The sequence below is a fragment of the Microvirga massiliensis genome (assembly GCF_001006805.1).
GTDB lineage: Bacteria > Pseudomonadota > Alphaproteobacteria > Rhizobiales > Beijerinckiaceae > Microvirga > Microvirga massiliensis.
The window spans coordinates 1-17484 of sequence record NZ_LN811371.1; the positions used below are offsets into that span (position 1 = coordinate 1).

Consider the following 17484-nt stretch of genomic DNA (forward strand, 5'->3'; position numbering starts at 1 on the left):
GGATTATGCGCTGAACGAGGGTCCCTGCACCGTCCTCGTCCGCACGCTCGAGGAGCGGCATCGCATTCGTGATCTATTCCGGCCACGCGCATAGATCGTGGAGATCGCGTGCTTGTAGAGGGCGTGGCTCTGACGATCCCACGTCAACGCCAGGGTGAACCTGTCAGAGCCCGTGATGTAGCCCTGAATTCTGACGCCGCTCATGAGGTACACCATCACGGGCACCCGTGCTCCTGAACGTGCTTCAGGAACTGGCTTGCAGGCTCGGGGCGAGTTCCTCAGCCATGTCGGTTTTCTTGCAAGGGGGGCCCGCTTGGGGGCCTGCCAAGCCTGTGGGAGCAGCATCTGGCAGGGATCCCGGAGACGCAAGCCCGTTCTGTCGGGCTGCCCTGGGAGGCGGCCATGGTAGGATTGCGGGAAGGGCGGCGCCGCACGGCGACGGATGGTCCCGTGTCACCGTCCTCATTGAAACCCGCGTGACTCAAGGGCGTTGTTGGTTTTTGGGCTGGACCATCCATGACCGACGAGCAACATCACGATCTTCCGGCGAAAGTCCGCAAGGGGCGAAGCAGCCCTGACGCGGCGCTTCCCCGACCCATCCAGGAGCACCTCGCGCGCTTGCTCCGGGCCGCCTACCACGAGCGGCAGGACAAGCCGGCCTTCCTCGGGGACGCGGCACTCCCGCGGGAGTTCGACGACTACCTCTACCGCCTGTGGTCAAGCGAGACGGCCCACCGGCGCAGGCGGGCGGGCGCATGCGGCCTTGCCGCCGTCCAAGCGGCACTCGCGGGCGTGAGCGCATAGCAGGTTTCAATCCTCTCCCTTGAGGCCGGCCTCATGGCCGCTCATGCGCTCGCGATTCGGAGTGGCGAGCTTTCGCCGATCGAGGAAAATGTTGTCGCGCTGACCACGAGAGTCAGTTCGACCGACGAAGGCAGTGGTAAGCCAGGCAGGGGGTCCGATGTCAACCGCTAGAGACAGCTTCGTCATGGCCCAATACCAGCGGTGTCGGATCCAGACGAGGCCGACGGCGGCGCTCCAGAGGCTGAGGGTGAGGAACGGAAGGGCGATTCAGAAGTAGAATTCCGGTGCCTCGTCGGGATCACTTCCGGTCGTCGGCAGCATGAAGGCGGGGATCCCGACGAACAGGAACAAGAGCGGGAGGGTGAGCAGGGCGGCCACGGCGATCAGGAGGGCCATGGTCACGAGCTTCGGAACCCTTCCGATTTGGCCGCCCACGCCATCAGTCCCCTTTGAAATCCCGATCCCGTGCCGCCTCGCGAAAAGAAAGACCCTGCCGGAGAGAGTTGGCGGGGCCAAGGCGAGGCTCGGGGGCAGATTGAGCCTCAGGCCCTCTCTACCGGGAGAACCGTCCTGGCGCTGTCACCTAGGTTAAAACTGGCCGTAGTTCCTCGGCCACTCCACCCCGCTGATCGCCCTCAGCCGCCGCAGCTCATCCGGAGGATGCGGCAGCAGGGCGTCGAGTTCCGCCCCGATCTGTCTCATCTGCGCGAGCTGCTGCTCGACCTGGTCCAGGAACTTCGCATGCAGGTCGCGGAGCCGAGCCGTCTCGGCCAGAGCCGCCTCGGCGCGCTTGAGCAGAGGATCAGCGTGAGGCCGAGAGGCAAGGGCGAGGCCCGCACGTTGCCGGTCCTGAGCCTCTGCGATCGCGGCCAGCGCATCCAGTCGATCGGCTTCGTCAAGGAACGGCTGGCGATCGTCGCGCAACGAGATCAGCCGGGCGACAGCTCGGGTCTCCTGGGCGCGTCGGCGGTAATCGGCAGCTTCGTCATGTGAAGGCACGGCCCATGATCTTCTTGCGGAGCAGGCGGACAACGCAACACTAATGCGCTCCGTTCAAGACCAGCCCCGGGAAGGAATGGTGGTCAGAAACCGCCTTCCCGGAATCCGCGGGCGGTGTTCCGCCATCTTGCGTCATAGCGGCAGCGGAAAACGCACACAGGTGCGCGTGCCACTCTCGGTCGGCTCCCGCTCGATTTGACCATCGAGCTGGTTGGTGAATGCCTCGACGAGTTGCAGGCCGAGTCCTCCCGTGCGCGGCGGCTCCATCCCGCGCCCGTCGTCCTCAACCACAAGGCTAAGCAGAGTTCTTCTGACTGTTCAACGGATGGTGTGCTCCCGCGCCTTGGCGAGCGCTGCAGCATTCGTGGGGTCGACCGTGCAATCCTGATTGGCCTCGAATGGAGCCTCACCCGGCGCAGTGCCGCTCTTCTTTCATGGGTCCGGCCACCTCCCCGGCTGGCTCATTGATGCCAATGGTGACAGCTGCCCGTCCGCGCCGTGGCATCTCGGGGGCGCACTGCTCATTTCGGCATGGTTGGTGCCGATGACTGCTCTGCTGCCGCTCTCCAGGCGAACATGCGAGCCGTGTCATTCGTCGGCTTTGCGGCCGCGGGCGTGGCTTGGCCGTTTATGAACCCGGAGGCGTGCTTGCGTATAACGCGCTGCTGCCAGCAGTCCGGGTGCGCCTGAACAGGAGGCGGCGGTTCACGATCACCCATATCTGGTTGGATCGCCTATCCTCAATCGCGGGTGCTCGCGCACTTTGGGGCATCCCGAAGCAGTTCGCCAAGTTCAAGGTAGAGGGGAAGGGGCTCGGCCGCGGCGCGGCGTTCGAGGCCCACGCCGAGGTTGGTGCGCAGCCCATCGCCTTCGACCAGTCTCGTCCGCGCCTGGCCTTGCCCGGCTGGTGGCGCTTTCAGGCGCACACCGCACACTCACTGGCTGGCAGCGTGAAGATCACGCGGGCTCGAGCGCGAGCGCGGCTCAAGATCGGCTCTACTGCCTGGCTACTTGCCTGAATGGCCACTCGGGTTTCTCCACGGACGCAAGCCACTCTTCAGCGCACGACTGGCACCAATCGCGCTCACTTTCGGGATCCGAGGCGCATCCGGCGATCTCGTGCCGTGACTGGCTCGCTGTAACCAACACACGTCGTCGACCCCGCCGGAAGCTTCAGCATTATGGCCACTGCGGATGACCACGACACGATAGCGCGAGCGCGTCTGACTGCGCTCGCTGATAAGTTGGAGGAGGCGAAACTGGCGATCGCGGCGGCCGTGGATGGCACCGCCCTGCCCTATGGTCGAAGATCACGCCACCGGTGCCGCACAGGTGACGAATGAGACGCCCGAGGCAGTGGCGGTGGCACTGCGCCGGGTGCGCGAGTTCACGATTGCGCTGGCCCGGGTCGTAGAGGCCGCAGCAGGGACCTGAGAGCCTGTCCTGCGCGAACTCTCGAGTTGGCGCCTTGCCCCGACGAGCAGGCACGACGCGTATCGTCGCATCAGAACCACCAGGCATGCCCTGCGTTTCCCATTAGCCATGAATAAAGGATCCGATGTTGAAACTGTGGGTGATCGCCCTTTGGGCTATGGTTCTTTCGGGATCGGCGCAGGCCGCGGACAAGATCGAGGCTGTCGGTGGCGAGAAATGCGGCAGTCCGGCCGCCCCGTACACCGTGGAGTTCCTCGCCCCGGAGGATGCGCAGGTCGAGGCCGAGGCTCGCGCAAAGGCCAGCGACGAAACCCCTGCCGATCGCGCCCGTGACACAGCGGCCCTATCCCTCGACGGCAAGCCCTGTGCAGACGCCCGCTGTAGCTTCCGTGCGCTGAAAGGCAAGACTTACACGCTGGTTGCCGAGAACACGAGGCCCAGGGTGCGTCAGGTGTGCATCTCGGTCGCGCGCCCCTGATCAACAGGATTTCGCACCTGCGAACCCCCGAGCCATGCTGGCAGCCGAATCTAAGCAGAATTGCGCAGCAGCCGACCTCACGAATGCCGCCGCGCTCACCAAGGCACAGGGCTACATCATTCGTGGGACAGCCAGTAGAACTCTGCTCAGGGGCCCGGCCCGGGCTGCTGGCGGGCAGTCAAGCCTGAAGGATACAACGTGGATTTGAGCCGGCCAGCGCATCAAGGACTTGTGTGTACTTGGGTGCCTTTGGCGAGGCTCACAGGCGGCACGGTGTGCAGCTGACGCTTGATACGCTTCGGAAGCGGATCGGCACTGAACCTGCGCTCGTGGAGGCTGCTCGGGAGCTGGTGCGCGCCGGCTACATCACCGCTCCCGGTGCTGAGACGATCGATCTGGCCCCGAAAGGTTTCGATGCGGCCCAGCGCGAGGCTCCGGAGGAAGCTGAAAGCTGATAGAGGTCAGAGACACAGACCCTTGCGCGCCGCGGGTCGGCAAATGGACATTGAGACATTGCTCCTCGGCAGCGCCTCGGGGGAGCTCATTAGCGGCATGCCGTCGTCGAGTGGCGGCGCGCCAGCACCCTGCTCGCTGTTCCGGGGTTCAGCAACTGGCGCTGCCCCTCCTGTCAGTTCCAGAAAGGTGAGGTCGTTCCTGGCTTGGCCGAGGTCGTGCGCGGCTTGGCCGGCACAGGGCCGTGGGTCGCGCTCGACGTTCTGCTGGCGCCCGACACAGACCTCGAGAACCGGACGCCCTTGCAGGTCTTGCAGGCCGGGGATCGTGACGCGGTGCTGCGCCTGGTCCGCGAGCCGGGGCGACGGCTTCGGGTAAGCGGGTTCCGCTCCCTTCGAGCCCGGGCGGGACCATGGAACAGTGGTCCTGGTCGCCGCATTGGGAAGGTCGAAATCTTGATGGGTGGCCCGTCATGTCCGTCGAAGATGATCTGCTGCTCAAACGCGCTGAGGTTGCTCTGGCCGAGACGGCGCGGCTCCGGGAAGCGCATGAGCACTTCCTCGAGCAGGTCGATCAGCAGCTCGCACAAATGAGGCAGATCGAGGCGGAGCTCGATCCACTGCTGCCGCACCGGCCCGAGGAGCTGCGCGAGGTCAAGACCCTCCTCACGCGCGATGAGGATCCGCAATCGCCGGAAGCGCCCTAGCGGACCTCCGGATCAGGCGGCTGCGCCCGCGCGATCGCGTCCGCGATGAGCCCTCGATGGACGCGCCAGGTCTCCATGGTCTGCTCGAAGTTGCGGAGCAGTTTGCGGGCTTCGGTGGTGTCCCGACCCTTCGCAGTCTCGTCCTCGATCAGGAGGATCAGGTCGGTGATCCGCCGCTCGCCCTCGGCGAGGTGCCGATCGGCCGCGTCGAGATCCAGGCGCTCCTGCGCGAGGTCGGGCATGGGGCGCTCCTCGGCCGTGTAGGCGGGAGCCTACGGGTTCGGATCGGCCGGTGATGGGTGCATTATGCGCCCGTTCGGGTCTAGGTCCAAGCGCAGCCGGGTTGACTACACGAGGCGCTGTGTTCTTGGAATCGTGAACGATGCCAGCCTCCGGCCGTTGGTGGGCTGATTTGATTCGCAAGAGGTGCATGCGGTCGTGCATATCCCCCGATACGATAAGGCGGCCGAGTATCGCCGCAGGGCCGCGGAAGCTCGCGCCCTCGCGCAACAGCTCTCACTGAGGGACGCCCGCGAGCAGCTCTACAGAATGGCCGAGCATTGTGAGGCGCTGGCAGAAGCCGAGGAGCGCGAGGCCCGCAAAGTCGCTCCCATCCGGAAGCCCAAGCCAGAAGCCGGATTGCGTCAGGAGCCACACGATCCTGAGAGACAGGCGCAACCCGCGGCCGACGCATCGCTCCGACGTCGGGATCCATGATCCGCGGCAGTGCGCGCTCCGGGTCCGTCCGGTGATCACCGCGACATCCCGGCAGGGATCCTCGCTGGGCAGGGCTCCAATCCGTCCTATGCTGCCGGCTCGTCGAACCGCTGCACGACAAGCTGCCGCTGCTGGCCTTCGATCCCGCCGTGATCCGGATCGTCAAATGAACATCACTGCGTCCAGGGCCTGGTTTTCAGTGGAACGAATAGCCCCTATAGCTAGCCGGATGGCAACTTTTGCCATCCTCCCGCTCATGCTCCGATGCCCTCCAAGTCCACCCTGAACGTCAGCCTCACGCCCGAACTGACCGCGCTGATCGCCGAGAAGATCAGCACCGGCCGTTACCGCAGTGCCAGCGAGGTCGTCCGCGCCGCCCTGCGCCTGCTCGACGAGCGGGATCGGCGGCACGAGAGACGGAGCAAAGAGCCCTCGCAAGGCAGACATCATGCTCGTTAGGAGCCGATCCTTGTTGGCGCGCGCCAAAGCCGCTTTTAGGGATCGGGAGACCCTGCACCAGCAAATCCTCAACAGCGTGACCGATTCCGCTGTTGTCGCCAGCGATCTCAAGGGCCGGGTGACAAGCTGGAACGAGGGCGCACACCGTGTCCTCGGCTGGACCGAGCCGGAAATGCTCGGCCAGCCCATGGAACGGTTCTTCACGCCGGAAGACGTCGCGGCGGGTGTCCCCGCCCGAGAGCGACAGACGGCTCATGAGAAAGGATTTGCCTCCGACAACCGCTGGCACCTGCGCAAGAGCGGCGAACGGTTCTGGGCCAGTGGCGAACTCACGCCGCTCAAGGGTGAAGCGCGCGAGATCATCGGATACGTGAAGGTGCTGCGCGACCGCACCGAGCAGCGACAGGCGGAGAACGCCCTTGCGGCCTCGCGGGCGCGGACATTCGAGATCCTGGAAAGCATCTCCGATGCCTTCTATGCCCTCGATCACCAATGGCGCTTCCTGTATTTCAACCGCAAGGCCGAGGAATGGACAGGCCTCCGGAAGGAGGACGTGATCGGCAAGCTCTATCCGGAGGTGTTTCCGCAAGCTCTCGGCTCAGAGCCTTACGGAGCCCTTCAGAAGGTCATGCACGAGCGGCGCTCCGCCCGCATCGAGACCGTGTCCCCGGTCCTGCATCGCTGGATGGAGATGAGCATCTTCCCCGGCGCAGACGGTGGATTGTCGGTGTTCTTCCGCGACATCAGCGAACGCAAGCGCGCGGAAGCAGCCGAGCAATGGCTCGCGGCAATCATCGAGTCGTCGGACGATGCCATCATCGGCAAGAACCTCGAGAGCGTCATCACAAGCTGGAACAAGGGAGCGGAACGGCTCTTCGGCTACCGGGCCAAGGAAGTCATCGGCCAGCCGATCACGATCCTGTTCCCCGAGGACCGATACGACGAGGAGTTGCAGATCCTCGAACGCATTCGCCAGGGTGAGAGCGTCAAGTCGTATGAAAGCACCCGCCGCCGCAAGGATGGCAGCTTGGTCGAGGTTTCGCTGACGGTTTCGCCGGTTCGGGATGCTCAGGGCCGCATCGTCGGCGCCTCGAAGATCGCGCGCGACATTACCGAGCACAAGCGGGCCGAACGGCTGCAACACCTTCTGGTGCATGAACTCAACCATCGCGTGAAGAACATCCTCGCGACGGTGCAGGCCGTCGCGCGGCAGACCTTCGGCAAGGGACAATGGGACACCGCAGCGCGTGAAAGCTTCGAGGCTCGCCTGCTCGCCCTGTCCAAAACCCATGACCTGCTCACGCGCGAGAGCTGGAATGGCGCCGAACTGTCTCAGGTCATTGCTGAAGCCCTAGCGCCCTACCGCCACGACCGCTTTGAGATCAACGGGCCGGGCCTGCGGTTGTCTCCCAGGGTGGCCCTGGCGCTGAGCATGGCGCTGCATGAACTGGCGACCAACGCGGCGAAATATGGGGCGCTCTCGGTCGATCCGGGCCGGATTGCAATCGCTTGGCAGGTTCAGCCCGGTGATCCCTCGCACCTTGCCTTCCGCTGGCAGGAACGCGGCGGGCCGCCTGTTTCGCCGCCGCAGCACGAGGGCTTCGGCTCGCGCCTGATCGGACGCAGCCTGGCGCTGGAACTCGCGGGCGAGGTCCAGGTCACCTATGACCCTGCCGGGGTCAGGTGCGAGGTGAACATCCCCTTGGCCGACGAGAGGCATGACGGGAAGGAGCCCGATAGGTGCAAAGAGTTGCCCGAAGGCGGCTCTCCTGGCTGGCCTCGGGACCACAGGTAACCTCGAGCCGGTTCACACCAGAATCGCTCAGCGCCTGCTCTGAACCTTTTTTCTGTGAGCTTCGGGCCCCATCCCGCGTTGGTTCCCGAGAGCCTTCTCGCAGTGATCGACATGGCTTGCCGCCCGCTGCCACATGCCCTGAGAATTGTGGCAGGGGTCCTTCACTGGAGAATCCGTTTTGTCTGCCGCACGGATTCTGCACTGAACATGCACACCAGCAGCATCACTGCCCGATGTCGTTACGAGTGCCGGTCTAATCTCGTCAAATGCACATCGGAGCATACCCGTTCACGTTCGAGATCAAGTGCGCCAACAGGCGGGCCCTGAGGTCGTTACCCCAGCAAAACGCCTGCTTCAGAAAGTGCCTCTCTGGCTGATCAGGTCTTCGACAAGCTCTCGGTAGCAATCCGCGCGCCACAGGCTGACAAGATCAGAGTTCCAACCTCAGCTCATTCGACGTCCGCTGCCCCATAACCACCGGACGTGTTCGGCACAACCGAGCCGGCAGACAAGTCCACTCGGCGTGTTCTGCCTGATCTCCTGTAGGCTCCTGTGAAACCGATCGATGAGCGGGTGCAGCGTGAGGCGGAAGAGCGGGCTGCACGGCGTTGGGCGGCACAAGCGAACCGCGCCACGAAAGAGGCGAAGCGTTCGTCAGCCACGATTTCTCGCAGGGACGCAGCACCCACCGTCACCACAGCCATGTAGAGTGCGGTTACAGAGCCGATATCTACTGAGCGTCAACCACTGGAAGCGATCACCACACCACCACAACCAGTGAAGCCGGTCGTGACATTGCGAAACCAGCAGAGAAAGGCGCTTCTTGCAGCCTTCAGACGGGCTGAACGTAACGGAAGCACCCGGCCTCGTTTTCCTGCGGGACAGCGTTTGAAGCGGCGATTACCCAAGACGTGTTGGTGAGGTTTGCTTACACCACTCGCACCGGTTCTGCCGCATGCAGACGTGAGACAGCATCGGCTTTGGAACGGTTCGGGCTGGGGCAAGCAACAGCGAAGGTTCCGTTGCGGTAGCCGGTGGTCCAGCCTCCCACTGGGTCGAAGTCACGCAGCTACTTTTGGGGTCGGCTTGCATTGGTGAATGGTAGGCCCGTGAACGATCTGGCTCTCATCTCACACGGCCACGAGAAGGGCGAACTTTGGGGCGCGTAGTTCTTGGAGGTTGGTTCGGCTCGTGGCCGAGCGACAGAAGCGAGGTGTTCACCATTCTTGAGGATGCCGGGCGTGGATCGCTCAGCGCCTTGACGCGTGGGAGAGACGCGCCCGCTCTACATCCTCGGGGGTTGGTCTCCCACTAGCCCGGTGGGGTATTCGGGATGGCGGGCTCGGACCACGACGGATTGGCGGGTCAGACCATTCACGACGGCTGCGACATTCTGGCATTACAACTACGCTTGCTGCGACATCTTTGATGAAGGCACGAAAGAGCCACCGGTCGGACGCGAGATTCGCGGTGGGGACACAGGTGGGACGATTAGAACGGCTTTATCAGGCCGCTTATGAACACTTACGCGCGGCAGAACGAGCGGGAAAGACCCGACAAGAAGCCGCCGCAGAGCTTGCAGCCATCGCTGAATCCGTTGCCGCTGACGGCGACGAGGTATGGGCCGAGGTGCTCAGGGAAGTCAGCCAAGATGGTGCCAAGGATGCGAAAGACGCATCGCATGATCCGTGAAGGTGCCCGATCACCCCGAGAGCGGAAAGCACACGCGGGTGCGGGTGCCATTTTCCACCTCATCCCGCTCTACCCGTCCATTCAGTTGCAGGGCCAAGTTGCGATCAGGGTCAGGCCGAGCCCGCCCTCGCGCGTCGGCCCCATGCCCTTCCCATCATCCTCGACCGTGCTGCAGCCCTCTCCGATCTCAGAGCCGGCTGAGAAGTCCACCCGGATGGTGTCGCCAAGATCGTCGAAGGCGTATTTCAGGGGGTTCGTGCAAAGTTCCGCAACGGTCAGGCCAGGGAGAACCGCTCGGTCCGGAGGCAACATCGCCCGGTTGCCCGTGACCTCGATCCGCACGGCCTTATTGCAGGCGTCGAGATTCCGGCACAGAGCACGGAGGTAGTCGGAAAACTCGACCTCGCTACCGCCCTCGCCAAGCGAGAGCTGGTGATGAGCGAGTGCGATGGCGTGGACGCGATCCATTACGGCATCGAGCCGCTCTTTGGCATCTCCGGTGCTCGCGCGGCGGTGAAGGCTAAGAAAGCTGAAGACAGTCTGGAAGTTGTTGCGGACGCGATGCTAAAGCTCTTCGAGAAGAGTCTTGGCTCGTGCCGCCTGACGGGCATGTTCCGCCTCTGCATTCAAACTCCGTCGCTCGGTCCTGTGGCGGTGAAGGGTCAGACCAAGACCTTGCGCACCTCCCTGAAGAAATCCTACGTCCGCATCATCGAAGGAGCGAGGCGCTTCGGAATCAACCTCGAACACGCCCCACGTCGCTCCGTCAAACATGATTGGGACGTTTATCACCGAGGATCCCGTGCTCTTGCAAGACGGGGTGGTACCGGAACTCGGGATCATGGCTTAGCTTCCCGACCACACCGGACCTCCAACCAACACCCGCCTCCACTAAGAGGTCGCTGCGATCCGCGCGGTAGCGCATGGTCTTGACACGCGGGATGCGCGTGGCACTGGATACCAGTGCCGTCGCGTGGTGCAGTAGCCTGTCGCGCGGCAGGCTTCCGCTCCGACCCGTGCAAGCGCGGTTGTGATGCGCTGGTAGCCGAGCAAGCGTTGCTCGCGCTTGGGTGGGGACGATGTTGACTCCTTCTTTGCAATGCCGATACCGGTAACCTCGGAAGTGCGGTTCCGTTCCCGCGTTAGGGGGGTCAAATCAGATTGCGCTCCTCAGTCGGGTGTCACGCGCTCACGAGGCGATCTCTGCGCGGCCACACTGAGAGGCGCACTTTCCTCTCCTGTAAGCCGTCCAGCCTGTTTTCGGGCGCAATTGTGGCGGGTGCGGTGATGCGAACGCCTCACCATCACCGACGCGGGAAGGCACAATCGCCTGTTAACCTCAGGTAAAGACGACTCGCCGAGGCTCCGGATCGACGAACCCTCTCACTGTGCCGAGTGGAACTCCTCATTCCTTCGTTCAAACAGCCTTGAGCATCACCGCACCCATGTTTGTCGCCCACTACCTGATCTGTCTTCAACTTCGTGGTGAGGCCATTGCGGAGAACTATTCCGTTCCGGGCAAGGCAGGGTTGGACTTGAATGACACGCTCGACGGTCTCGACCTTGTGGGGCGTAGTTGCGTGAAGATGCCCGTGGAGAGGATCAGGGCGTTCTTGAATGACCCGGACGAAAATCCGCCACAGACCACATTCAAATGCGGGCCGCACGAACTTGGTGTGGCTCTTCGGTGAGCTTCCTGACGAGCGGGGATTCGGCCTCAGAGGGGAGCCGCTGATACGGCTTGGACCTAAGGAGCGGCTTACCAATGGTCGGAAGATCGCGTCATCACGCCGAGCAAGCTGGATGCCAGATCGAGAACCCGTGAGGCCGAAACACGTTGTGAGTAGATGATGACAGTCGAGCCCGATCAGCCCGTGGTGCTTATCGTCGAGGATCAGGTGCTCGTGCGGATGACCGCGCACGACCTTCTGTCCGAGGCCGGTTTTCAAGTGATTGAGGCATCAAACGGCGACGAGGCCCTGCGCATTCTCGACGCCCGTCCCGATGTAGTTGTGGTCATCAGCGACATCGAGATCGGTGATGGCATCGACGGCCTAGAGCTTGCACGAAAGATCGAGGAGAGTTGGCCGGGGATCGCGGTCATCCTCGTCTCGGGACGCACGATCCCGTCCGCCGTCGAACTTCCCGAGCGAAGTGTGTTCTTGGCGAAGCCCTATCCGCTCAGCCGTTTGGTCGAACAAGCCCGAACCATGGCGGATCAGGCCATGCGAGGCGTCGTGGTCGAGAGCGAGCAGAACGCACATACGAGTGTCGTGCCGCTCCGGGCGAACGACGCTTAAGCTCGGAGCGGGGTCACTCTATCAGCAGGCCCAAAAGGATTGAGCCGAGGCGCAGGGATCACGAGGGCAGGAAAAGGCCGATGATCCCCCACAGCAGCACGTTCCACGCGCACGTGAGCGTACCCCCAATTCCGATCAGAGCCACAGACCAACCGTCGAACTGCGGCTGCTCTATTGCGTCCCCTTTTGCGGGGCTGCGGTCTCATCCGTCATGTCCTGCCCCACCCGCTTCTGCGTTCGAAGCATTGAGAAGAACGGCTCAGCACGATGTATGTTCCTGCTGTCGGGCACAGGCAAGAGGCTCCGCTCGGCTGGAACAATGGTTGCGACGTGGTGGTGAACTAAGTTCACGGCCTATCATGTGCCCGGAGCCCGGGGCCTCAAAGCACTCCTTCGAGGCGCTTTTCGTTCGGCTTTGAGCGCCGTGTGGTCGGCCCTCGTCTGTACGGCAATCCAAATCACGCCGTCCACCCTGACTTGGATCGGGGCACCGGGCCGGGGAGCAGCCTCCGGTAATGTTGCATGATTCTGCCGTAGCATTCGCAAGCTATCCCTTCGAGGTCAGCGCGATCCTTCACGATGATGACACCCCTGGTCTGACCGATCAGGCCCGCCATTTGAAAGGTTCGCAGGACAAGGCTGACGGTGGATCGCTGAACTCCGAGCATTTCCGAAAGCGTTTCATGTGTAAGCGGCAGGCAGTCCTGATCCAGCCGGTCGCGTGTGCTCAGAATCCAGTTGGCACATCGGGCCTCGACGGAGTGGACGGCATTGCACGACACGCTTTGGAAGGTCTGGGCGAGCAGCGCCTCGGTGTAGCTGAGGACCAGCCGTCGAATCCTCGGACGTGCGTTGATCGCATCGTGCATCTTGCCGAGGCCAGTACGTGAGGCCGTGCCTCCGATCTGAACCCTATAGCGCCCGAATGACTCTCGGGAGACGAGGGCACTGATCAGGCCAAACAGTCCCTCGCAGCCGAAGGAAGTGACCTCCACAAACCGCCCATCCTCCATGATGTTGACGAGGCTCACGATACAGTCGTGCGGGAAGTAGGTGTGCCGGATGGTGTCACCGGCCTCATAGAGCACTTTGCCTTTCGGCATTTCCACGATCTGAAGGTCAGGGTCAAGAAACGCAAAGTCTTCGGGTTCCAAGGCGGCGAGGAGCTGGTTGGCGCGATGATCAGCTTTTAGAGTGGAGGCCATGACACCTTTCCTGTCTCTCGGATCACCCTCATGACGGTAGGGCGATGGGCCTGCCGCACAATGGGCTGAAACGGCTCCTCGCCGCTCTTGTCCTCCGCCGTATGTCGGCGCGACCAATGCAAGCCCATTGCATACGCGGCGGGCGTGACAGGCTACCTATTCGGATGCAATCCTCTCGCCGTCACCTACGGCAAATGGGGGCGCTTCCGGTCAATCCTCCCGATACACACGAAATGTGCAGTTGCGGGAATGCCTTACTCGTCAAGAAAATGCCATTCCTTCAGTGTCGAATGGCTCATTATCCAGCCGTTTTCTGCGTGACCTCTGAAGAGGTTGAGCACACGCATACTCGCAACAAAACTCTCTATGCTGACGGACGAATTCTGTTCCGAAGTCAGCATCATTGAGTCATTGTTCCTAGAACAGCAACACGCATACTGCAACCTTGCTTGCACATGTCATGTAGAACAGACCTCGGGAGGTCATTTGTGATGCATTATCATTTCCACTTGGTGAGCCGACACAATATCATCCCCGACGAGGAAGGGCTGGAAGTGACTGACCTAGCGATGACGTGCAAGGAGGTCATCAGAACCATCGAGGAGTCACGGAGAGAAAGCCCTTCGACAGCCGCAGAATGGAAGGGTTGGCGGTTGAACGTGGCCGATGTTGCCGGAACTATCGTCTTCTCAATCGGGCTTGACGACCCTCTCCATTAAGCGCAGTGCTTCGGTCTGCCGCGTCGCGTGCTGGTGCTTTCCTACGCTCCGGTAGCGCCGAGCCACGATGCGGTAGCCATTCCACGTCGGCTCGTGCATCCACTCGGGTTCGGTTGGCACCTCATGGGCTAACACTGGCTGGCACGGCTGGATGAAGCCAATGGCAAAGCGCCGCTCGTGGGCGGGATGCGCGCTCCTGCTTTGTTCCGACGAAGTCATGCGGACTCGATTCTTTCGGGTTGCTGTCGTTCCAAGGCCGAGCATAGGAGCGGAGTTTCGGGATGGCTGCATCGACTAACGAGGCTGCACAGAGATTCGACCCTGCTCGCGCGGGCGAGTACGAGAGGTAGAGCCGCATTCCATTGGCGGGATATGATGCCCGTCACGAGTTGGCGGCGTGTATGCTGGCAGCGGACCTCGGGAGCGGAACTGACGTCTGAATTCTAGTGGCGGGAGCGAGCGGCGGCGCGAAGGAGATCATCACGGCGGGAAGCTTGGAACCGCAATGGCGCTTTGTAGCCGTCGATCGATCCCGCCCCATGATGGACCCCGCCACTGCCCGTCTGACCGAGGCGGGTCTCTTGGACCGGACAGAGGTGGTCCTTGGCGCCGTCGATGATCTTCCCCTGACGACCGCTTCGATGCCGCGACCTGATCGAGGTGTTGCATCACCTTCCCGGTGATGAGGCCAAGGGAGCCATTCTCCGCTCGTTGACCTTGCACCTGAAACCGGCGGGTCCTCTGATCCTCGCGGATCAGGACCCCGGCCGTCATGTACTTCCATAATGCGATGAGAAGCTTGCGGGCCAGTGCCACAATCATCGGCTTTTTGAGGCGGCCGCCGATCATTTGACCCGTTGATGAAACCACCGGCTCAGGGCCGAGCCCGGCTGGTGCCTGAGCCACAACCAAGCCAGCTGAATCATCGTGGCCCGTAGCCGTGGATTACCAGCCTTGGACACGCCCTGCTCGCGATCAATGGTGCCGCTCTGCCATGGCGTCGGCGCGAGACCTGCATAGGCGGCCACCTGCCGTCGATTGTCGAAATGCCGATAGAGCCCTTCAGACCAGAGCCCATTGGCGAATTCCGGACCAACGCCCTTCAGTTCCAGGAGCCATACCGGCGTGCTGATTTTGTTGGCCGAGGCCAGCAGAATATCCCGTTCGGCCTTAACAGCCTCGATCTGCTCAAGGAGGAGCTCGAGCCGGTCGAGTTCCCGGATGAGTTGTGCCTTGAGGTGGCGGGACAAGGGGCGGCCGTCACCCGTCCGAAGTTCCTCAAGCCGTGCCCGGCGCGAGCGGCGCATGGGCTCGTAACCGGAGATGCCTTGCGCGAACAGGAGCCCCTTGATCCGGTTGACATGCTCGACCCGCTCAGCCGTGAGCGTCCTGCGTTCACGCGCAATGCGGCGCTGGTCCTCCTCCTCCGGTGTGGGAGCTTTGAGCATGGCGCACACCCGCGGCTCACCACGCTTATAGGCCAGGAGCGTTCGCACCAGCGCTTCGCCATCAATCTTATCGGTCTTCGCCCGGCGGCGCCGGCGCGAGGTCGCGATGGACGCTGGATCGACGACATGGCTCTCGATCCCTTCGCTTTGCAGCACACGGTGGATCCAGAAGCCATCAAGCCCCGCCTCCTGGATGACGATCAGCGGAAACGGTTTGGCGGTCCTGACGCGCGCTTTCGCCTGCAGCGCAGCGAAGCATGCCAGCAGCCCGGCGACATCACCGCCGCGCACTTGGTGCTTCGACATCTTCTCGGCTTTGCCAGGCGATAAGGACGTGACAAGCCAAACCGAGCGGGAGAGTTCAAGCGAGACAAAGATCGCTCCAAGGTCGGTGCGAACGGCGTCATGTTGGCAAGGGTGACAGCAACGAGCATGACTATCTCCAGAGTGGGGATAGCTGACCACTCTGCCAGGGGGTGGTCTACTATCCCTGCCCATAGGATCTCTGATGGACAGCCGACCCGCCAGGCTACACCCGCCGGCCGTCGGCCCACTACGACATCTAATGCCAGGAGGCGGCGCAGGAATCGATCGGCTTCTCGGAAGCTGGGTAACACAGGGAACCCCGGAGTTGTCGCAATGACACGCGTTCAAGCTTGCGGTCTTTGCTGCCTAATGCCGGATTGGTGCACGGTCGGGTGTCCCTCGCGATTACCCTCTCTTGTTTCGCAGCAACTCTGAACCAATCCGTTGGCACGATCCCACGCTGGTCCACGGTTCGCTAAAACCAGTGCTTCTAAGATGCTTGGCATCCACTGGGATCGATTCGTGCGCGACTGACCGAATGAGTCAGGGGTTCGATCTTCGGGCCAGAGGGCACTTCAGGACGCGCGCACCGAGGTATCCCGGCGCATGCGATCCTCAAATCCGCAACTCGCGACGATCGCGGCCGGAACGATTTGAGATGTAACGCCTTTTCTCAGAAGCCCTGGACTTGCAGTGGCGCATTCCAACGCACCAGCGCCACCGAGGAACAGCATGGGAGAACGATGATGCCAGCGAAGCAGACTATTGAGAAGGCCCGCAAGGCCGAGCGCGCCGGCAAGGCGCCCACGACCCAGGCGGGCGAGTTCGTTCACGAGGAGATCCGCAAGATTCGTCGCGGCGAGCACGGAGCGCGCTCACCGGAGCAGGCCATCGCGATCGGCCTCTCCAAGGCACGGCGCGCGGGCGTCGACCTCCCGCCACCGGAGGAAGGTAAGGCCAAGGAGCGCACCCGCAAGAGCGCCGAGTACGCTTATGAGGCGGGACACGGCGAGCGCGAGACACGCCGTCAGCCGCGCGTCTCCCGTGCCGTCTCGCGCGTCCTGAAAGAGGAGCCGCGGAGCACGGCTTCGCACACGGCTCTCTCGGAGCATGCCAAGCACACCGCGGCGCGCCGTAGCCCGGCTGAGCGCTCCGCTGCTGCCGAGAGGGCAGCACAGACGAAGGGCGCCGCCGCGCGTTCGGCCGCAGCGCAGAAAGCGGCACGGACGAAGGGGGCCACCGGCCGATCGGCCGCCGCCAAGAAAGCGGCTCGCACGAGAGCGCGCCGTGCAAGCTAGCCGGTCTTTTTCGCGCCTGGACCGATCCTTGAGGATCGAATCCAAAAACGACTGGGCGAGCTGTCCGATCACCTCGGCGGTGCCGACTGGCTCGACGGTGCGTTCACCGCCGGTGACCGGGTGATGATCGGAGTGCTGCTCAGGTTGGACGGGTCGGGTCTGCTGAATGAATACCCGAACCTCGCCGCCTTTGTTGCCCGCGGCGAAGCGCGACCCGCACTCAAGCGTGCTTTCGACGCTCAATTGGCGGTTTTCACCGCCGCATCGGCCAGCCGATAAAAGTCCGCCCTGGGCTCAGCCTGTGTGGAAACGCGTTGATTTGGTAGAGTGAAGCCGAACAGCGGGGGCAGGGGATGAAGCGATTTGTGCAAGGCGAGGATCGCCGGCAATCGTCGCTCCTTCCCGATTGCCTTGAGGATTACGTCGCCCAGGACAATACCGCATCCCGTCCAGCCGGCGGCTGGAACGCGAGAGCCAGCGCAATGTCGAGCTGATGTGGCTGACGGGGCGGTTGAGGCCGGACTTCAAGACGATCGCGGACTTCCGGCGCGACAACGGACCGGCGATCCGCGCGGCCTGTGCCCAGTTCGTCGTGCTGTGCCGCCAGCTCAACCTGTTCACCCGGGCTGTTGCCACCCTCGACGGGAGCAAGTTCAAGGCCGTCAATAACC

At 62.9% G+C, this 17484-nt stretch carries 21 protein-coding genes and 4 pseudogenes; 14 read left to right on the forward strand and 11 right to left on the reverse strand.

Annotated features, from left to right (window positions below):
* Positions 1 to 3: 3 nt before the first annotated feature.
* Positions 4 to 345, reverse strand: coding sequence for an RNA chaperone Hfq (locus BN1233_RS50905; protein ID WP_197094668.1), 342 nt, complete (start codon positions 343 to 345; stop codon positions 4 to 6).
* Between the two features lie 171 nt (positions 346 to 516).
* On the opposite strand from BN1233_RS50905, the gene BN1233_RS39295 reads away from it, so the two are divergent.
* Entirely contained in the window at positions 517 to 804 is a 288-nt protein-coding gene (locus tag BN1233_RS39295) for a hypothetical protein (protein ID WP_147707802.1), read from the forward strand.
* A gap of 267 nt (positions 805 to 1071) precedes the next feature.
* Here the strand turns inward: BN1233_RS39295 and BN1233_RS39305 are convergent, their stop codons facing one another.
* From BN1233_RS39305 to BN1233_RS50745, 3 genes are all read right to left on the reverse strand, one after another.
* Entirely contained in the window at positions 1072 to 1239 is a 168-nt protein-coding gene (locus BN1233_RS39305; RefSeq protein WP_154678348.1) for a hypothetical protein, read from the reverse strand.
* A 153-nt stretch (positions 1240 to 1392) separates the two neighbouring features.
* Positions 1393 to 1803 carry a hypothetical protein gene (locus BN1233_RS48910; RefSeq protein WP_156312748.1) on the reverse strand — a complete coding sequence of 137 codons (411 nt, stop codon included), beginning with the start codon at positions 1801 to 1803 and terminating at the stop codon, positions 1393 to 1395.
* Between the two features lie 132 nt (positions 1804 to 1935).
* Positions 1936 to 2094 carry a hypothetical protein gene (locus BN1233_RS50745; protein ID WP_342341699.1) on the reverse strand — a complete coding sequence of 53 codons (159 nt, stop codon included), beginning with the start codon at positions 2092 to 2094 and terminating at the stop codon, positions 1936 to 1938.
* A 353-nt stretch (positions 2095 to 2447) separates the two neighbouring features.
* On the opposite strand from BN1233_RS50745, the gene BN1233_RS43905 reads away from it, so the two are divergent.
* From BN1233_RS43905 to BN1233_RS39330, 5 genes are all read left to right on the forward strand, one after another.
* Positions 2448 to 2822 (forward strand): acetoacetate decarboxylase family protein, encoded by a 375-nt coding sequence (locus BN1233_RS43905; RefSeq protein ID WP_048710585.1) that lies wholly within the window; start codon positions 2448 to 2450, stop codon positions 2820 to 2822.
* Between the two features lie 262 nt (positions 2823 to 3084).
* Positions 3085 to 3237: a hypothetical protein gene (locus BN1233_RS47915; RefSeq protein WP_154678349.1), complete on the forward strand. Its 153-nt coding sequence runs from the start codon at positions 3085 to 3087 to the stop codon at positions 3235 to 3237.
* Positions 3238 to 3361: 124 nt separating this feature from the next.
* The gene (locus BN1233_RS39320) at positions 3362 to 3715 is read left to right on the forward strand and encodes a hypothetical protein (protein ID WP_046869133.1); all 354 of its coding nucleotides are present in this window, start codon (positions 3362 to 3364) and stop codon (positions 3713 to 3715) included.
* Between the two features lie 275 nt (positions 3716 to 3990).
* Positions 3991 to 4170 carry a hypothetical protein gene (locus BN1233_RS39325; RefSeq protein ID WP_244471072.1) on the forward strand — a complete coding sequence of 60 codons (180 nt, stop codon included), beginning with the start codon at positions 3991 to 3993 and terminating at the stop codon, positions 4168 to 4170.
* A 470-nt stretch (positions 4171 to 4640) separates the two neighbouring features.
* The gene (locus BN1233_RS39330) at positions 4641 to 4874 is read left to right on the forward strand and encodes a hypothetical protein (protein ID WP_046869135.1); all 234 of its coding nucleotides are present in this window, start codon (positions 4641 to 4643) and stop codon (positions 4872 to 4874) included.
* On the opposite strand, the gene BN1233_RS39335 is transcribed toward BN1233_RS39330, so the two are convergent.
* Positions 4871 to 5116, reverse strand: coding sequence for a PDZ domain-containing protein (locus BN1233_RS39335; protein ID WP_046869136.1), 246 nt, complete (start codon positions 5114 to 5116; stop codon positions 4871 to 4873). The genes BN1233_RS39330 and BN1233_RS39335 overlap by 4 nt on opposite strands.
* 274 nt (positions 5117 to 5390) lie before the next feature.
* Positions 5391 to 5630: a hypothetical protein gene (locus BN1233_RS39340; protein ID WP_046869137.1), complete on the reverse strand. Its 240-nt coding sequence runs from the start codon at positions 5628 to 5630 to the stop codon at positions 5391 to 5393.
* Positions 5631 to 5855: 225 nt separating this feature from the next.
* Between BN1233_RS39340 and BN1233_RS45620 the strand changes: the two genes are divergently transcribed.
* The 3 genes from BN1233_RS45620 to BN1233_RS47920 all read left to right on the forward strand — a co-directional run bounded on the left by BN1233_RS45620 (position 5856) and on the right by BN1233_RS47920 (position 9537).
* The gene (locus BN1233_RS45620; protein ID WP_048710588.1) at positions 5856 to 6050 is read left to right on the forward strand and encodes a type II toxin-antitoxin system ParD family antitoxin; all 195 of its coding nucleotides are present in this window, start codon (positions 5856 to 5858) and stop codon (positions 6048 to 6050) included.
* A 10-nt stretch (positions 6051 to 6060) separates the two neighbouring features.
* Positions 6061 to 7845, forward strand: a complete 1785-nt coding sequence (locus tag BN1233_RS39350; RefSeq protein WP_053086464.1) for a sensor histidine kinase — start codon at positions 6061 to 6063, stop codon at positions 7843 to 7845.
* A gap of 1470 nt (positions 7846 to 9315) precedes the next feature.
* Positions 9316 to 9537 carry a hypothetical protein gene (locus BN1233_RS47920; protein ID WP_147707803.1) on the forward strand — a complete coding sequence of 74 codons (222 nt, stop codon included), beginning with the start codon at positions 9316 to 9318 and terminating at the stop codon, positions 9535 to 9537.
* Between the two features lie 81 nt (positions 9538 to 9618).
* Here BN1233_RS47920 and BN1233_RS39355 read toward each other — a convergent pair.
* Both BN1233_RS39355 and BN1233_RS51480 read right to left on the reverse strand, forming a co-directional pair.
* Positions 9619 to 10089 (reverse strand): annotated as a pseudogene (locus BN1233_RS39355) (sensor histidine kinase); the annotation flags it as partial.
* 12 nt (positions 10090 to 10101) lie between these two features.
* A complete protein-coding gene (locus tag BN1233_RS51480; protein WP_147707804.1) occupies positions 10102 to 10380 on the reverse strand; it encodes a GAF domain-containing protein in 279 nt (92 codons plus the stop codon).
* Between the two features lie 1004 nt (positions 10381 to 11384).
* Here BN1233_RS51480 and BN1233_RS39370 point away from each other — a divergent pair.
* Complete coding sequence (locus BN1233_RS39370) at positions 11385 to 11837, forward strand: response regulator (RefSeq protein WP_063776777.1); 453 nt, start codon at positions 11385 to 11387, stop codon at positions 11835 to 11837.
* A 458-nt stretch (positions 11838 to 12295) separates the two neighbouring features.
* Here BN1233_RS39370 and BN1233_RS39375 read toward each other — a convergent pair whose 3' ends face one another.
* Positions 12296 to 13042 (reverse strand): Crp/Fnr family transcriptional regulator, encoded by a 747-nt coding sequence (locus BN1233_RS39375; protein WP_046869142.1) that lies wholly within the window; start codon positions 13040 to 13042, stop codon positions 12296 to 12298.
* A 491-nt stretch (positions 13043 to 13533) separates the two neighbouring features.
* On the opposite strand from BN1233_RS39375, the gene BN1233_RS51485 reads away from it, so the two are divergent.
* The gene (locus BN1233_RS51485; RefSeq protein ID WP_046869143.1) at positions 13534 to 13761 is read left to right on the forward strand and encodes a DUF6894 family protein; all 228 of its coding nucleotides are present in this window, start codon (positions 13534 to 13536) and stop codon (positions 13759 to 13761) included.
* Between the two features lie 753 nt (positions 13762 to 14514).
* On the opposite strand, the pseudogene BN1233_RS39390 reads toward BN1233_RS51485, so the two are convergent.
* A pseudogene (locus BN1233_RS39390) lies at positions 14515 to 15587 on the reverse strand (IS110 family RNA-guided transposase); the annotation flags it as partial.
* A gap of 671 nt (positions 15588 to 16258) precedes the next feature.
* On the opposite strand from BN1233_RS39390, the gene BN1233_RS39395 reads away from it, so the two are divergent.
* Complete coding sequence (locus tag BN1233_RS39395) at positions 16259 to 16813, forward strand: DNA-binding protein (RefSeq protein WP_244889849.1); 555 nt, start codon at positions 16259 to 16261, stop codon at positions 16811 to 16813.
* A 21-nt stretch (positions 16814 to 16834) separates the two neighbouring features.
* Positions 16835 to 17092, forward strand: a pseudogene (locus BN1233_RS39400) (glutathione S-transferase family protein); the annotation flags it as partial.
* Here the strand turns inward: BN1233_RS39400 and BN1233_RS47925 are convergent.
* Positions 17053 to 17202, reverse strand: a complete 150-nt coding sequence (locus BN1233_RS47925; RefSeq protein ID WP_154678350.1) for a hypothetical protein — start codon at positions 17200 to 17202, stop codon at positions 17053 to 17055. The pseudogene BN1233_RS39400 and the gene BN1233_RS47925 overlap by 40 nt on opposite strands.
* Between BN1233_RS47925 and BN1233_RS46425 the strand changes: the two are divergent.
* Positions 17167 to 17484: pseudogene (locus tag BN1233_RS46425) on the forward strand (transposase); the annotation flags it as partial. The gene BN1233_RS47925 and the pseudogene BN1233_RS46425 overlap by 36 nt on opposite strands.

Excerpts from the sequence above, each read along its gene's own strand:
- BN1233_RS39375 (WP_046869142.1), bottom strand. The coding sequence starts at position 13,042 with ATGGCCTCCACTCTAAAAGCTGATCATCGCGCCAACCAGCTCCTCGCC.
- BN1233_RS45620 (WP_048710588.1), top strand. The coding sequence starts at position 5,856 with ATGCCCTCCAAGTCCACCCTGAACGTCAGCCTCACGCCCGAACTGACC.
- BN1233_RS39335 (WP_046869136.1), bottom strand. The coding sequence starts at position 5,116 with ATGCCCGACCTCGCGCAGGAGCGCCTGGATCTCGACGCGGCCGATCGG.
- BN1233_RS39320 (WP_046869133.1), top strand. The coding sequence starts at position 3,362 with ATGTTGAAACTGTGGGTGATCGCCCTTTGGGCTATGGTTCTTTCGGGA.
- BN1233_RS50905 (WP_197094668.1), bottom strand. The coding sequence starts at position 345 with ATGCTGCTCCCACAGGCTTGGCAGGCCCCCAAGCGGGCCCCCCTTGCA.
- BN1233_RS39370 (WP_063776777.1), top strand. The coding sequence starts at position 11,385 with ATGATGACAGTCGAGCCCGATCAGCCCGTGGTGCTTATCGTCGAGGAT.
- BN1233_RS39395 (WP_244889849.1), top strand. The coding sequence starts at position 16,259 with ATGATGCCAGCGAAGCAGACTATTGAGAAGGCCCGCAAGGCCGAGCGC.
- BN1233_RS51480 (WP_147707804.1), bottom strand. The coding sequence starts at position 10,380 with ATGATCCCGAGTTCCGGTACCACCCCGTCTTGCAAGAGCACGGGATCC.
- BN1233_RS39295 (WP_147707802.1), top strand. The coding sequence starts at position 517 with ATGACCGACGAGCAACATCACGATCTTCCGGCGAAAGTCCGCAAGGGG.
- BN1233_RS47915 (WP_154678349.1), top strand. The coding sequence starts at position 3,085 with ATGGCACCGCCCTGCCCTATGGTCGAAGATCACGCCACCGGTGCCGCA.
- BN1233_RS39330 (WP_046869135.1), top strand. The coding sequence starts at position 4,641 with ATGTCCGTCGAAGATGATCTGCTGCTCAAACGCGCTGAGGTTGCTCTG.
- BN1233_RS51485 (WP_046869143.1), top strand. The coding sequence starts at position 13,534 with ATGCATTATCATTTCCACTTGGTGAGCCGACACAATATCATCCCCGAC.